The organism is Paenibacillus jepli, from assembly GCF_047238105.1.
GTDB lineage: Bacteria > Bacillota > Bacilli > Paenibacillales > Paenibacillaceae > Paenibacillus_D.
Window position 1 is genome coordinate 2188878 of record NZ_JBDFMD010000001.1, and the last position, 14463, is coordinate 2203340.

Sequence of the window (14463 nt, forward strand, 5' to 3'; positions counted from 1 at the left end):
TCTCTCCTAAACTCTACTCTAATACAAAGCCATGCTCTTTGAGGAACGGCGCCAGATCGCGGCGGAACTCGTTGCCCCGCGCCATCCGCCGCGCCGTGTGCTCCAGCCAGCTGTAGTATTCAGTGTCCTGCTCAGGGTCCGGCGTGACGCCCTCGATACGAACGCGGCGGCCTTCATAAGCGCCTGTACCCGCCATCCGCTCATCGTAGGCGGCGAGGCCTTCCTCCAGCTGCTCCAGCGAGTATTTCTCTTCATGCGCTATGATCGCTTGCGGCAGGCGAGGCCGAACTGCCCCGCGCGGCTTGGCCGGATGACCAACCGCCAGACCGACCGTCGCAAATACGCCCGGCGGCAGCTCCAGCAGCTCGGCGACCTCACGGGCCCGGTTGCGGATCGCGCCGACCATACAGCAGCCCAAGCCAACGCTCTCGGCGGCCAACGACGCATTTTGCACCGCCAGGGCGCTATCCATCATCGAGACGAGCAGCAGCTCCAGATAGTTGGAACCGAAGTCATATCCCTGCTTGCGGGTCACATGCTGGTGCCGGTACGTATCCGCGCAGAATACGAGGAACAGCGGCGCCTGGCCGATGAAAGCCTGGTTGTCGCACAGCTCCTGCAGCTGCGCCTTGCGCTCGGCATCGCGAACAACAATGACGCTCCACGACTGGAAGTTCGAGGAGGTCGAGGCGCTCTGCGCGGCTGTCACCATCGTCTCTACGATGCCCTCGGGCAGCGCCCGTTCCGGATCGAACGACCGAACGGAGGAGTGGGTGACCATCTGGTCGATGACGGGATTGCGCAGCGATTCGAAGACAGGTAAGGCATCAATCGTGTAACGGTCCATCGGGAAGCCTCCTAAGCTCTGAACTCGGGGATGAGTATTTTTTTCATAAAGATGGTTATGTGTCCGCGTCCCAGGTCCTTGGAGCCCTGGATCTCGTAGCCGCGGCGCGCGTACATCTCGATCAGCCATGGATGCTTGTCTGCCGTACCGAGCGAAACGGCCGGCGTCTTCAGCGTATCGCGCAGCATCGTCTCCTCGCACCAGGTGATCATCTCGCGGCCGATGCCCTTCCTGGTCGCATCCGGATCACTGGCAAACCACCACAGGTGAGGCACGCCATACGGTCCAGGCTGGGGTCCCCATGGCATCCGTACCGAGATCGTGGAGACGATCCGTCCCTCTTCCTCCATCACAAGACACATGTTGTTGGTGAGGTTCTTCTCCACCAGCGCCAGATCGGCGGTAGCGGCGGCAAAATGAATGCCCAGCTGGCGGATCGGCTCATATGCGCGCAAAGACAGATCCAGCAGCTGCGGACCGTCCGCCAGCGTCGCCAGTCTAAACTCAGCCATTACCCTTCTCCTCCTTCCGACCAGACGGTGCCTACAAAGGCAATCCGATCGCCGGTATCGACCGGCGGGTTGCGGCGCGTCGCGATGACATACATCGGCTGCTCCGCCCGGACGTCCTGCACCGTACCGAACATGTCGACGATCCGGCACAGCCTCTCGCCCGGCTCCAGGAAGCTGCCGCTCGGGGCCATATCGATCGCCAGTCCGCCGTGATCCGCATACAGGAAGCGGCGTCCCGTTACAGTCGGTTTGCGTTCCGGCAGCCCTTTGGCTGGCGGTACAGTACGGTCCATCATGCCCAGATGAGACAGAATGGCCTCGATGCCGCGCTCGCCAAACTCGACCATCTCCGGCTCCAGCACGCCGCCTGTTCCGATCTCCGCCATAAAGGCTGGGATGCCGTGCACCAGACACTGGACATCGAGGAAGCCGGCGACATTGCCCGGCAGCTCGCTAACCGCACCACCCAGGTCAACCCGGCAGTGGGCAGAGCCGTCGAATACACGAGCCAGCGTCTCGGCCTCGTCGCTTACGCTCGCCTCTGCTGCGGGGATCCGTTTGAATACCGTATAGGGCAGGGCATCGAAGTACGAGCCCAACGTATGAAAATCAATCAGATGCGTAGCATGCAGCTTGATGCCCTGGAACAACACATCCGCCATCCGCTGCGAGATCGTACCAACCGGGCTGCCGGGGAACTGCATGTCCAGATCCAGGCCGTCCTGCGGCGTGTTTTTCTGCCGTGCCTGCAGCGCGAGCGGATTGGAGATCGGGGTGGCGATGACCGCACCCTTAAGCTGTGCCGGATCCAGCCGGTGCATCAGGTTGCGGATCGCCATCGGTCCGTTGATCTCATCGCCGTGAACGGCGCCATTGAGCCAAAGGCAAGGTCCGGCTTCGGCGCCATTGACGATCAGCACCGGCATACGGACCGGGCCGCCATGAGACAGCTGGGCAACCGTGATCTCGCCCGTTATCCGCTGTCCGGCTTCGGCGATGATGCCGCCCCACTCGATCGTCCGGCTCATGAGGCGTCGCTCCCTTCTTCTGTCAGCCAGCCCGAACGCTCAGCAGCTGCGAGTACCCGGTCCACCGTCTCCCCGGCCGAGCCCAGATAAGTGGTCGGATCCAGCAGATCCTCCAGCTGCTCCCGGCTCATGACCGCCTGGACGCGGCTGTCCGCCATCAGGATGTCGCGGAACGGGATGTTCTCCTCGGCGCTCCGCATGCAATGCTCGTAGACCAGCTCGTGAGCGGTCTGCTTGCCCATCGACTTGCCGAGCACGAACATGACCCGCTCGGAGAGCAGCAGTCCGCCGAGCTTGTTGAGGTTGGCCAGCATATGGTCCGGTTTGACGATCAGGCCGGACAGGATGTTCTTGGCCAGCGCCAGCTGGGCCGCTACGTAGATGCAGCTCTCGGGCAGCGCGATCCATTCCCCGCGCCACGACATCGCGTCGCGCTCATGCTCGACGATCATCGACTCCTGCACCAGCGCCACATTGTAGCGGACCGGCTTGGTAAGCGAGACCATGCCTTCGAGCGCCGCCGGGTTGCGTTTGTGCGGCATCGTCGAAGAGCCGATCTTCCCCGCCGTGAACGGCTCTTCGACCTCGTCGATCTCGGTGCGCATCAGATTGTAGAGCTCATTGCCGAGCTTGGCCAGCGTGCCGCTGATCAGGCCGAGCAGCCCGGCATACTCCGCCGAGCGGTCCCGGGAGGAGTGCCAGCAGATATTGGCCGTCTGCAGTCCCAGCTTGTCCATCGTCAGCCGCTCCACCTCCGGGCCTTGCGGGCCGAAGGAAGCATAGGTGCCGACACCGCCGCCCAGTACGCCGGTGAAGACGCGGGACTCTGCCTCGCCCAGCCGGTCCAGATGACGGACAAACTCATCGAGCACGACGGCGATCTTGAAGCCGAAGGTCGTCGGCAAGCCCTGCATGCCGTGGGAGCGCCCTGCCATCGGCGTCAAGCGGTATTCGCGTGCCAGATGCGCCAGTTCCCGTGCGACGCCCCGGGCATCGCGGACGATGATCTGATGCGCTTCCTTCAACTGCAGCATCATCCCTGTATCGACGATATCCTGCGTCGTCGCCCCGTAGTGCACCCACTCGCCGTGCTCTTCGCCGCACAGACGCTGGAGCGCCTTGAGCGTCGACATAAAGGAGTGCTTCAGCACCGCAGCCTCGGCCGCAACCTCCTCCATATTGATCGATCCGCCCTTAGCGCTGGCCGCGATCGCTTCCGCCGAAGCGGCCGGGATCAGGCCGAGCTCGCCCTCGGCCAGCGCGAGCGCCGCCTCGACGTCCAGATGCTTTTGCAGCCGGTTCTCGTCGGACCAGACGGACCGCATCTCTTCGGTACCAAAGTTGTTGCGTGTCAAGATCATATCGATTACATGTGACGGCATAAGCTGATCCTCCTAGTTGTAAAGCAATCTTATCGATCTCCGTAAGCCTTCAGCGCCTCGACGGCAATCCCGGCGAACAACGCCGCGCTGATGGCGAGAGCCTCTTCATTGAGTGTGAACTTGGGGTGATGCCACTGCTCGGTACCGCCCGTCCCCATCCACAGGAACGCGCCCGGCACCAGCTCCTGATAAAGCGCGAAGTCTTCGCCGCCCATCGTCGGCACAGCCTCCACTACCTGCAGCTGCTGCGACCGCGCCACCTCTCCCGCCAGCGCGATGGCCGCAGCATCATTGTCAACAGCCGGCAGCATGCCGATCCACTCCAGCTCCGCCTCGGCGCCGAAGCCGGCAGCCACATTCTCCACCACCCGCCTCATCTGCTCGGGCAGATTCGCTCTGGCTTCCCGCTGAAACGTCCGCACGGTCCCCTCCATCTCGCCGCTCTCGGGGATGACGTTCCACGACGAGCCGACCTGGAGCCGGCAGACGCTGACGACCGCCGCATGATGCGGACTGGTATTGCGGCTCACCAGAGTCTGCAGGGCGCTGACGATGGCGCTGCTGACAACGACCGGATCTATCGTCGCTTCCGGGATGCCGGCATGACCGCCGATCCCCTTGATCCGGATGATGAACCGGTCAACCGACGCCATGAGCGGACCGGTCTTGAGGCCCACCGTCCCGACCGGCAGCTCTGGCTTGTTGTGCATGCCGAAGACCGCCGCTACGCCTTCGAGCGCTCCCGCATCGATGACTGTTCGGGCTCCCGAAGCCGTCTCTTCAGCCGGCTGGAACAAGATCCTCACATTGCCGTGAAGCTGGTCGGCCTGCTGCTGGAGCAGAGCGGCCGCACCGATCATGGATGACGTATGGAAATCATGACCGCACGCATGCATGCGCCCGGGGATCTCGGAGGCAAAAGGCAAGCCCGTCTCTTCCCGGACGGGCAACGCGTCGATATCGGCCCGCAGCAGGATCGTCGGTCCGGGCTGGTTGCCCTGGATCTCCGCCAGGACGCCTGTCGGCAAGTTCAATTCTCGCAGCGGAATACCGGTCGCGGTAAGCCAGGTCCGGATCCGCGCTGTCGTCTCGTGCTCTTCCCCCGAAAGCTCGGGATGACGGTGAAGCTCTCTGCGCATCGACACCAATCGCTCCTGCAGGGCAGCGCTCTGCTCCCGCAATAGGGATGATAAAGTCATGATGGACCTCCTGTCTGTTGTAAAAGGTTGTTCCCATCGTTCAGTGCCAAACACCAAACTTTTTGAACATTTTACTTGTAGTCACTCACTTGCCAATAGTCTCTCTCTGTCTTGAGCGCCGGCTCCAGCCGGATCCCCTCGGGATCCAGCAGCGTCCGGCACGAGAGCTTGCTTTTGCCATCCACTTTGACCATACAGCTGCCGCAAAAGCCCCGCTTGCAGGAGTGGTCATGATACACAAAGCTGCCATCGAGCTCGTCGGCGATGTAGCGCATCATGTCCAGCACTGTCATGCCGGGGCGATATGGTATGTTATAGGTTGTATAGGTCAGCTCGCTGTCCGCCGAAGCCTTGCGCGCCACCTTGCACGGTACCATCGCATCTCTCGTCATCCTCGCTCACCCCTTCTGCCGCGGCAGCCTGCCTGTCGCGGCCCGCTCCCCGTCCTTGCGGACCGTGACGCTCAGCTGCCACTCCTCGCGAAGCTCAGGCGCGTCCAGACGCACGTGCGCGCCCCGGCTCTCCCGCCGCTCCGCCGCCGCTGCCGCGACGCTCCAGCCGGTATCGACCATGTTGCGGAGCTCCAGCGCTTTGGCAATATCTCTATTATACACTTTGGAAGCATCGCGCGCCCGGACCTGGTCCAGCTCAGCCCGCAGCCCTTCGAGCTCGGCTACCGCCAGCTCCAATCCCTGCTGCTCCCGCACAACGCCGACATGCTGTTGCATGAGCTGCTGCACCCGCGACCAGCCCTGGAGCGGCGTCAGTCCGCTGCCGGCTGTCCCAGCCCGCTCAAGCAGCCCCCGTACAGGCATGAGCGCCTTCTCCACGATCCGGTTGCTCGGCTCCTCTATCCGGGTCTGCAGCGCATAACGGGCCGCCTCGCGACCCGCAATCGCGCCGAATACCTGATTCTCCGACAAGGCATTGCCTGCGAGGCGGTTAGCGCCATGGATGCCGCCCACGCATTCGCCAGCTGCAAACACGCCGGCTACGCCGGTGCGCGTCCGGCTGTCGACGCGGATGCCGCCCATGAAGTAATGGGCGCCAGGAGCCACCTCCCGCAGCTCCGCATCGGTCTCGATCCCCAGATCCTCCAGCAGCCGCTGCTGCATCTGCGGGAATTCGGCCGGATCCATGCCCTGCGTACTGATGTAGAGGCCGCCGGCATCCGTACCGCCTCCGGCAGCCAGCTCGCGGGCCATCACGCGAGACATGACGTCTCGCGTCGCCTGCTTGAGATCGCCGACTTCATAGCTGTCCCAGAAGTCCACGCCATGACGGTTGAGCAGCCGGGCGCCTTTGGGGATGAGGATCCCGGAGTTGAACATCAGCCCTCTTGCGCCAGCGGGCTCCACGAGAACGGTCGGATAATGCTGCACGAACTCCATATCGAGCAGCTCGATGCCCGCCCGCAGTGCAAGCCCGTAGCCGTCGCCCGTCGCTTCGAAGGGATTGGTGTTGAGCGCATACACCTGGCTGCCGCCGCCCGTCGCGATGATCACCGATGGCGCCGTGTAGAGGCGCACCTCGCCCGAGGGCGCATGATACGCCAGCACTCCCCTTGCCTGGCCGTCCTCTACCAGCAGATCCGTCACATGCGTAAAGGCATGAATCGGTATCTGCCGCTTGCGGATGGCCTTGAGCAGCACCCGCACCATCTCGCTGCCGACACGGTTGCCGACATGGGCGGCTCGGGCATAGCTGTGCCCGGCGAGCCAGCCGAGATGCCGAAGGGAAGCGTCGTCCTCTTGCTTGTCGAAGGATACGCCCAGATCCGCAACGTACTGTACGGCATCGCCCGCCTGCTCAGCGAGGATCCGCACGAGCTCCCGGTCCGAGATGCCTTCTCCGGAGCGGATGATATCGTCCGCGAACACCTCGGGGCTGTCGCCCGGCGTCGCTTCCGGCAGGACCGCGCAGAATGAATAATGCGCCGAGAGCGTTCCCCCCGACCGTTGAGGCTCGCTCTTGGTCAGGATGGCGACGCTGGCGCCTTCCTCGCTGGCAGCCAGGGCAGCGCGCAGCCCGGCGCCGCCGCTGCCGACGATGATGACATCAACCTGTTCTCGCGTCAGCTCCATGTTGTCCCTCCTAAAAGTTTCCCAACGGGAAACTAACTTCGTAAGCATATGCTTAGTTTTCCGAAGGAAAACTATCTTCGTAAGCATAAGCTTAAGTTTCCCAACGGGAAACAATCTTCGTAGGCGTACTTCGTTAACGTATGCTTGGTTACTGCGGGTAACTTTATTCGCATCTCAACTTTCGCAGGACCAAAAAGAGTGGTATGTCAAATGTAGCCTAGTATTTGCATTTGACAGTACGACAACTTGTCGGAAATAGACCAGGAAGGCGACTGGGGAAGACTTGTTTGTTTGCTGCGCCTCGCCGCAGCTCCTCTACGTCGCTCATCCCCACTCTCAGGACGGTTGATAAAGGCAAAAGTGCAGCTGTTTTCCCTCTATTGGCTCGAATCCCGGACCCTAGATGCAAAAGTCAGACTGTTGAAAAATAAAGCCTCAAGGTAACGGATCGTTCTTCCGATCGCTGTTGTTCCCAGATTTCTTGAATTTTGGACCCCTTTTAAGGGGGGAAATCTGGGAACAAAGGCGAACGCTACGCTTCTCCAGAATCGATTCCGTACCCATCGGCGCTTTTTCAACAAGCTGAAAAGTGCATCTAATGTAAGGGAATTATCCGAATTATTCCAATTTCAAGCAAGTTAGTTTTACTTTTGCACTTAGCCAAGGTGAATATTAGGTTTTTGGCGCTTTTAGATGCACTTTTGCACTTGTCGGGTGGTGAGCCGGAGTTTGGAGCCAGACGAAAAACTTTCGGAATCCATAGTTGGATTTATATCATAAGTAGCATAAGAGTGAACGAGCAATCCTCACCGAAAACAGCCCGCCTAGCGTCCAAACCGTCTGTTCCAGCGCACTTTTCTTCCCTTACAGCGTCGGGGTCGTCCACCTGCTGCGCTCCAACGCACAAAAGTTCCCTTACAGCACGCCACACACCCAAACCGTCTGCTCCAACGCACTTTTCTTCCCTTACAGCGTCGGGGTCGCTCACCTGCTGCGCTCCAACGCACCAAAAGTTCCCTTACAGCGTACCGAGCGTCGAGATCTGAATCTCCTTATTGCTGCGAGTTCTTGACGGCCCGCTTTCGCTTGACCCATCTGTACACGGGAGGCATGATCGTAACGAGCAGGCCGAGCGTCAGCATGGTGCCGGAGATCGGACGGGTAAAGAACATGGTCAAGTCGCCTTTGAAGATGAGTGTGGACTGCACCAGATATGTCTCCAGCATCGGACCGAGAATAATGCCCAATACGAGCGGCGACGGATCAAGCTTCGCTTTGCGGAAAAGGTATCCCACCAGTCCGAACACGATCATGACAATGACATCAAACATGTTGCTGCGGACCGAATAGGCTCCCACGAAACAAAAAATCATGACGATCGGCATAAGCACGCGGGTCGGAATCCGGGCCACGCTGGCGAACATGCCGACGAGCGGCAGATTCAAGACAAGCAGCATAATATTGCCGATATACATACTGGTTATCAGTGCCCAAAATACGGTCGGATTCTCGGTCATCATGAGCGGACCCGGTGTGATGCCCTGGATGATAAAGGCACTCAGCAAAATCGCAGGCAGTGCAGAAAACGGCACACCAAGCGACAGCAAGGGGACAAGCGCGCCTGCGCTTGCGCCGTTATTGGCAGCCTCTGGTCCTGCCAGCCCTTCGATCGCGCCTTTGCCGAATTTCTCGGGATGCTTGGATAGTCGCTTCTCCAAGCCATAGGACGCGTATGTGCTCAAGATCATCGCCGGACCCGGGATCAGTCCGATCAGAAAACCAAGGAAGCTGCCTCTAGTCATAGGCCCCGTACTCCTGCGAAGCTCATCCTTGCTGGGCATCAGCTTGCGAAAAGACAGATCGACGTTGATCGGTTTCAGATGCTTCTTCTCCATCGCGGTGATAACTTCGGAGAGCCCGTACAGTCCCATCAGGATCGGCGTGAAATCCAGCCCGTCGATGAGCCAGGATTGGCCAAAGGTCAGCCGTAGCGAGCCGCTCATCTGATCAATGCCGATAATCGAAAGCACAATCCCCCCGGCGATCATCAAATAACTGCGAATCAATGAGGTATCCGTAAGGCGGGAGAGCACCAGCAGCCCCAGGAGAATGATCGCAAAATATTCCGGCGGCCCGAACCTTAGAGCCACGCTTGCAATCGGCGGAGCCAGAAAGGTCATCAAAATAATGCCGATCGTCCCCGCAAAAAAAGAAGCGATCGCCGACATGGCAAGCGCAGCGCCAGCACGGCCTTGCTGGGTCATCTTGTACCCGTCGAATGCGGCCACGACAGAATAAGCGGAGCCCGGTACATTGACCAGAATCGATGTCGTCGAACCGCCATACAAGCCGCCAAAATAAATGCCCGCAATCAGAATCAAAGCCGCCGTCGGCTCCATAGCGAAGGTAATGGGCAGAAGCATCGATATGGCGCCGACCGGACCCAGACCGGGCAAAACCCCGACAAGCGTTCCCAGCGCAACCCCAATCAGGCAAAACAGCAGGTTCGTCCATGAAAATGCGCTGGCGACGCCCAATAAGATATCTTCCATTGTTGTTATTCCCTCCAAAGTTGTGTCAGGGTCGGGCTTACCACATGCCCCCGGGCAGAGAGATGCCAAGCCACTGATCGAACAGGAACCAGGAGATCAAACCTGTGGCCCCTGCCAGCAGGAACAGCTTCCACCCTCTGAGCCCTAACAAAAAGCCGCCGCCAAAAACGGAAACAAACGCCGCCGCGACAAAACCAGCCGTATAGCTGAGAATGACAAAAAGCACAAAAAGCGTTGAAAAGCCAACAAGGCCGCGGAGGTTGACAGACTCTTCCGAGTCTGCCCCCTCTGCCGCCTGACGTTTGTCGTGTCTCGCCAGATACAATTGAAATAGCATGCCAATGCTGAGTGCGAGCAGCAATACGCCGAATACTTTTGGGAAGAAGCCGGTTTTCACAGCCCGCATTGTACCCATGGGCAGCTCCCAGGTCTGCCACAGCGTCAAAATCGACAGGACAAGCGCCAACGATGCGGTAATCACCCGCGCGCGGAAGGCTACGATGCTCATTATTGCAGCAGCCCCAAACGCTCATAGACGCCTTGTGTCAGATCGAACCATTCGTCGACTTCCGCTTTCGAATCTGCACCGTCTTTGTAGGCGATCTGGTAGCCCACTTGGTCCATCAGCTGTTGGAAACGCTCGGTTTCGTAAACTTCCTTGGTCAACGCGTCGATCTTTTGGACGATTTCTTCCGGAACATCGTTCGGAATGACGATAAAGTGGCTGGCGCCGCCAGCTACACCCTCTACCCCCAGCTCGCCGCTAGTCGGTACATCCGGAAGCGCGTCGACGCGGCTCTCGCTCAACACGGCCAAGGCGCGCAATTCGCCGGCTTCGATCTGACTGCGTACTTCCGGAACGTTCATGAAGGCGGCGTCGATATGCCCGCCCAGGATGGACGGCAGCAGCGGACCGCTGCCCTGATAAGGGACATGCTGCAGCTCGATGTCCTGGCTGTCTTCGAGGATGTTCGCCAGCAAGGCGACTACAGTTCCTTCGCCAGGATTGCCGACGGTAAGATTGCCAGGATTCGCTTTCGCTTCGTCGATCAGCTCGTTCAAGCTTTCAAAAGGCGAATTCTTCGGTACAACGACAACTACGGCCATCTCGCCGGCTTTGTTGACGATGGTGAAGTCATCGCGCGTATACTGGGCCGGTGTAATATGCAAGGTTGACGAGATGTGGCCGGTAGCCGCCCACAGCCAGGTATAGCCGTCCGGCTTGGCTCGTACCAGCTCATAGTTGCCGGTAGTTCCGGAGCCGCCGCCCACATTTTTGATCGTAATCGACTGACCGATGATGTCGCTGGCCGCATCGGCAAAGGAACGAGCCAGAATATCGGACACGCCGCCCGCGTTGAATGGCACGATCATCTCAATGCCCTTCTCCGGGTACGGGGTATCGGTGGCAGTCGGTGTTTCGTTTACTGCATTGCCGTTGCCGGCACCTTCATTTGTATTGTTAGGCTGGTTGTTCGTCGCTCCGCCGCCGTTGCTGCCGCAAGCAGTGAGCAGCGCAAGGATGACGGTGAACAAGACAAGCGCCGACCAGCTTGTCCGTTTCTGTTTTCTCATAGCGGCCTCCTTCTTCGAAGTAGTAGATGCTGTGACTTCCCTTTCCTTAGACATGCCGGTTCTCCCCTGTCTCCTTAGTTTCCTTCCAAATCCTGTCCCTCATGCAAACAAACGGCACACGCGGCAAAATATCGTCCATCACCCTGTATACCAAGGGCAATCCTTCCACGCCATGTCAAAAGCCGAGTAATTAGGTTGGTATTGAAGATTCTATTACACAACTCGAATCGTGTCAATAAAAAAAGAATTTTGTCGAAAAATGGTGGAATGAAGAAAAAAATGACATGGAAAATCCCGCCATCGATCCGATACCCGATGGCGGTCTCTCCATTATCTTTCGCCGTTGCGATTCGCGGGTGTGTGCAGACCCAGATGCTGCCGCAGCGTCGAACCGTCGTAGTCCTCGCGGAACAGGCCACGGCTCTGCAGCTCGGGGATGACGCCCTGCGTGAAATCCCGCAGCCCGCCCGGCATGTAAGGCGGCATGATGTTGAAGCCGTCTGCGGCATGGCCGTCAAACCACTGCTGGATATGATCCGCCAGCTGGACGGGCGTACCGACGACGATCCGGTGGCCGCGCGCGCCTGCGACTTCCCGGTACAGCTCGCGCAGCGTATAGCCTTTCTCCCGGGCCAGCTTGAGGAGCAGCTGCGGCCGGCTCTTGTGGCCCGGCGTCGGGGGCACATCCGGCACCGGCTGGTCGAGCTCATACCGGCTCATATCAAGCTGGAACCTCTCCGACAGCAGGCTATAAGCGCCGTCATCGTCGATCAGGCTTTGCAGATGCTCGTATTTCTCCTGCGCTTCCTTCTCCGTAGCCCCGACCACGGGCAGCAGGCCGGGCAGGATGTGACATTGATCGGCGGTCCGTCCGTAGTTCGGCAGCAGCCCTTTGAGCTCCTTGTAGAACGTCTGCGCGTCCTCGAGCGCCTGCTGCGCGGTGAAGACGACCTCGCCGTATCGGGCCGCAAGCTGCATCCCTACGCCGGAGGAACCGGCTTGGATGATAACGGGGCGGCCCTGCGGGCTGCCGGTGACGTTGAGCGGACCTTTGACGGAGAAGAATCGCCCTTCGTGCCCCAGCTCATGGAGCTTGGACGTATCCATGTAGACGCCCTTCTCCTTGTCGAGGACATAGGGGTCCGGCTCCCAGCTGTCCCACAGCCCCTGCACGACCTCGACAAATTCGGCGGCTCGCTCGTACCGCACTCCGTGCTCGAGATGCTCGGCTGCCGAGAAGTTGGCCGCCGCGCCGGTCGAGGAGGTCGTGACGACGTTCCAGGCGACCCGGCCGCCGCTGATCAGATCGACTGAGGCCAGCAGCCGCGCCAGGTTGAACGGCTCATAATAGGTCGTCGAAGCAGTGACCGCCAGACCGATCCGGCTGGTCGCCATCGCCAGGGCAGCCAGCAGCGTAATCGGCTCGAAGCGGGCGATGACTGAAGGCGTCGCGTCCCTTGCCGTCGTCAGTCCGTCGGCGAGGAAGAGCATATCGAACTTGCCTGCCTCGGCAATTTTTGCAATCTCGACGATCAGCTCCAGATTCTCGCTGCCCGACTGGGCCTCCGGCATCCGCCAGCCGGCGATATGATGCCCCGCCCCCTGGACGAATACGCCCATTTTCAACTGTCTGTCGTTCGTAGTTGTCATGATGCTCTTCCTTTCTTCCTCTTTCTCACGAGTGAGCGGCGCTGCAGCGTCCCTTTCTGCCGCTACTGCCCGGCCGGGGCCGGTTCGCTACGCTGCAGCTTCCCTTTCTGCCGCTACTGCCCGGCCGGGGCCGGTTCGCGGTGCTGCAGCGTCCCTTTCTGCCGTTACTGCCCGGCCGGGGCCGGTTCGCTACGCTGCAGCGTCCCTTTCTGCCGCTACTGCCCGGCCGGGGCCGGTTCGCGGCGCTGCAGCGTCCCTTTCTGCCGCTATTGCCCGGCCGGGGCCGGTTCGCGGTGCTGCAGCGTCCCTTTCTGCCGCTACTGCCCGGCCGGGGCCGGTTCGCTACGCTGCAGCGTCCTTTTCTGCCGCTACTGCCCGGCCGGGGCCGGTTCGCTACGCTGCAGCGTCCCTTTCTGCCGCTATTGCCCGGCCGGGGCCGGTTCGCTACGCTGCAGCGTCCCTTTCTGCCGCTACTGCCCGGCCGGGGCCGGTTCGCGGCGCTGCAGCGTCCCTTTCTGCCGCTACTGCCCGGCCGGGGCCGGTTCGCGGCGCTGCAGCGTCCCTTTCTGCCGTTACTGCCCGGCCGGGGCCGGTTCGCGGTGCTGCAGCGTTCCTTTCTGCCGCTATTGCCCGGCCGAAGCCGGTTCGCTGCAACGCTACTGTCGTGCTTCGCCGATCTCGATGATGATCTTGCCCCGCACCCGCTCGGTCTCGCTCAGGCGATGCGCCTCGGCGATCTCGGCCAGCGGGAAGCGATGCTCGATGTGCGCCCTCAGCCGGCCTTCCCGGATCAACGCGCTCATGATCTCCAGATCAGCCGTGTTGGCATGGGCCGAGACGAAGCGGCCCCGCCGGCCGCCGGAGAACCGCGACCACAGGTGGCGCAGCATAATGCCCGGAGCGGGGATGGTCGAGACATAAATGCCATTATCCGTCAGCGATCTCCGGCACCCGGCAAAGCTGAACTTACCTGCCGCATCCACGATCAGGTCATATGCCCCGCGCCGCTCGCGGAAGTCCTCCCGGTCGTAAGGCATCACCTCATCGCACCCCAGCTCCTCTGCCAGCTCCCGGTTGCGGGAGTGACAGACGCCCGTTACCTTACAGCCAGCCGCCCGCGCCAGTTGCACGGCATAGTGACCGACACCACCCGCAGCTCCTGTGACCAGTACCTGCATCCCCGGCTGCAGCTCGCCTTCCTTGTGCAGCGCCTGATACGCAGTCAATCCCGCCAGCGGGATCGCCGCCGCTTCGCTCATGCTCAGCTCTGCGGGCTTGTGCGCCAGCCGTTCCGCTGCGCAACACATGACCTCCGCATAAGCTCCGCCTCTCGTAGGCGCAGAGGAGAACCCGTACACTTCGTCTCCAGGCTGCAGATGCTGTACGCCTTCGCCGCAAGCCAAGACGCGCCCGGCGACATCGCCGCCGAGAATCTTGGGGAAGCGGAAGCCCGAGAGGAAGAAGATGCTGCCCGAACGCGTCTTGTAATCGATCGGATTGACAGAGGAGGCCATCACTGCAATCTGCACTTCTCCGGCGGATGGTCGAGGCGCTTCTACCTGTTCAATGCTGAACACGTCCGGCTTCCCGTACCGGCGGATGATCGCTGCTCTCATGCACTATCGGCTCCTAAC

12 protein-coding genes are annotated in these 14463 nt (G+C 60.7%); all 12 read right to left on the reverse strand.

Annotated elements, in window-relative coordinates:
* Nucleotides 1-13 precede the first annotated feature (13 nt).
* Nucleotides 14-847 (reverse strand): NADPH-dependent oxidoreductase, encoded by an 834-nt coding sequence (locus ABC336_RS09755; RefSeq protein WP_413238485.1) that lies wholly within the window; start codon nucleotides 845-847, stop codon nucleotides 14-16.
* Between the two features lie 11 nt (nucleotides 848-858).
* Nucleotides 859-1359, reverse strand: a complete 501-nt coding sequence (locus tag ABC336_RS09760; protein WP_413238486.1) for a GNAT family N-acetyltransferase — start codon at nucleotides 1357-1359, stop codon at nucleotides 859-861.
* Entirely contained in the window at nucleotides 1359-2387 is a 1029-nt protein-coding gene (locus ABC336_RS09765) for a M14 family metallopeptidase (protein ID WP_413238487.1), read from the reverse strand. Before ABC336_RS09765 ends, ABC336_RS09760 begins: the two co-directional genes overlap by 1 nt.
* Nucleotides 2384-3769: an adenylosuccinate lyase gene (gene purB / locus ABC336_RS09770; protein ID WP_413238488.1), complete on the reverse strand. Its 1386-nt coding sequence runs from the start codon at nucleotides 3767-3769 to the stop codon at nucleotides 2384-2386. The genes ABC336_RS09765 and purB overlap by 4 nt, the downstream gene beginning before the upstream one ends.
* Nucleotides 3770-3798: 29 nt before the next feature.
* A complete protein-coding gene (locus ABC336_RS09775) occupies nucleotides 3799-4968 on the reverse strand; it encodes an amidohydrolase (RefSeq protein ID WP_413238489.1) in 1170 nt (389 codons plus the stop codon).
* 71 nt (nucleotides 4969-5039) lie between these two features.
* Nucleotides 5040-5360 (reverse strand): 2Fe-2S iron-sulfur cluster-binding protein, encoded by a 321-nt coding sequence (locus ABC336_RS09780; RefSeq protein WP_413238490.1) that lies wholly within the window; start codon nucleotides 5358-5360, stop codon nucleotides 5040-5042.
* 6 nt (nucleotides 5361-5366) lie between these two features.
* Complete coding sequence (locus ABC336_RS09785; RefSeq protein WP_413238491.1) at nucleotides 5367-7052, reverse strand: FAD-dependent oxidoreductase; 1686 nt, start codon at nucleotides 7050-7052, stop codon at nucleotides 5367-5369.
* 1052 nt (nucleotides 7053-8104) lie between these two features.
* Entirely contained in the window at nucleotides 8105-9604 is a 1500-nt protein-coding gene (locus tag ABC336_RS09790) for a tripartite tricarboxylate transporter permease (protein ID WP_413238492.1), read from the reverse strand.
* A 37-nt stretch (nucleotides 9605-9641) separates the two neighbouring features.
* Nucleotides 9642-10112, reverse strand: a complete 471-nt coding sequence (locus ABC336_RS09795; protein ID WP_413238493.1) for a tripartite tricarboxylate transporter TctB family protein — start codon at nucleotides 10110-10112, stop codon at nucleotides 9642-9644.
* Nucleotides 10112-11179 (reverse strand): tripartite tricarboxylate transporter substrate binding protein, encoded by a 1068-nt coding sequence (locus ABC336_RS09800; protein ID WP_413238494.1) that lies wholly within the window; start codon nucleotides 11177-11179, stop codon nucleotides 10112-10114. Before ABC336_RS09800 ends, ABC336_RS09795 begins: the two co-directional genes overlap by 1 nt.
* 330 nt (nucleotides 11180-11509) lie before the next feature.
* Nucleotides 11510-12829, reverse strand: a complete 1320-nt coding sequence (locus ABC336_RS09805; protein WP_413238495.1) for an LLM class flavin-dependent oxidoreductase — start codon at nucleotides 12827-12829, stop codon at nucleotides 11510-11512.
* Nucleotides 12830-13485: 656 nt separating this feature from the next.
* Nucleotides 13486-14445, reverse strand: a complete 960-nt coding sequence (locus ABC336_RS09810; RefSeq protein ID WP_413238496.1) for an NAD(P)-dependent alcohol dehydrogenase — start codon at nucleotides 14443-14445, stop codon at nucleotides 13486-13488.
* Between the last annotated feature and the right edge of the window lie 18 nt (nucleotides 14446-14463).

Coding starts and splice junctions, on each gene's coding strand:
- ABC336_RS09755 (WP_413238485.1), bottom strand. CDS start 847: ATGGACCGTTACACGATTGATGCCTTACCTGTCTTCGAATCGCTGCGC.
- ABC336_RS09760 (WP_413238486.1), bottom strand. CDS start 1,359: ATGGCTGAGTTTAGACTGGCGACGCTGGCGGACGGTCCGCAGCTGCTG.
- ABC336_RS09765 (WP_413238487.1), bottom strand. CDS start 2,387: ATGAGCCGGACGATCGAGTGGGGCGGCATCATCGCCGAAGCCGGACAG.
- purB (WP_413238488.1), bottom strand. CDS start 3,769: ATGCCGTCACATGTAATCGATATGATCTTGACACGCAACAACTTTGGT.
- ABC336_RS09775 (WP_413238489.1), bottom strand. CDS start 4,968: ATGACTTTATCATCCCTATTGCGGGAGCAGAGCGCTGCCCTGCAGGAG.
- ABC336_RS09780 (WP_413238490.1), bottom strand. CDS start 5,360: ATGACGAGAGATGCGATGGTACCGTGCAAGGTGGCGCGCAAGGCTTCG.
- ABC336_RS09785 (WP_413238491.1), bottom strand. CDS start 7,052: ATGGAGCTGACGCGAGAACAGGTTGATGTCATCATCGTCGGCAGCGGC.
- ABC336_RS09790 (WP_413238492.1), bottom strand. CDS start 9,604: ATGGAAGATATCTTATTGGGCGTCGCCAGCGCATTTTCATGGACGAAC.
- ABC336_RS09795 (WP_413238493.1), bottom strand. CDS start 10,112: ATGAGCATCGTAGCCTTCCGCGCGCGGGTGATTACCGCATCGTTGGCG.
- ABC336_RS09800 (WP_413238494.1), bottom strand. CDS start 11,179: ATGAGAAAACAGAAACGGACAAGCTGGTCGGCGCTTGTCTTGTTCACC.
- ABC336_RS09805 (WP_413238495.1), bottom strand. CDS start 12,829: ATGACAACTACGAACGACAGACAGTTGAAAATGGGCGTATTCGTCCAG.
- ABC336_RS09810 (WP_413238496.1), bottom strand. CDS start 14,445: ATGAGAGCAGCGATCATCCGCCGGTACGGGAAGCCGGACGTGTTCAGC.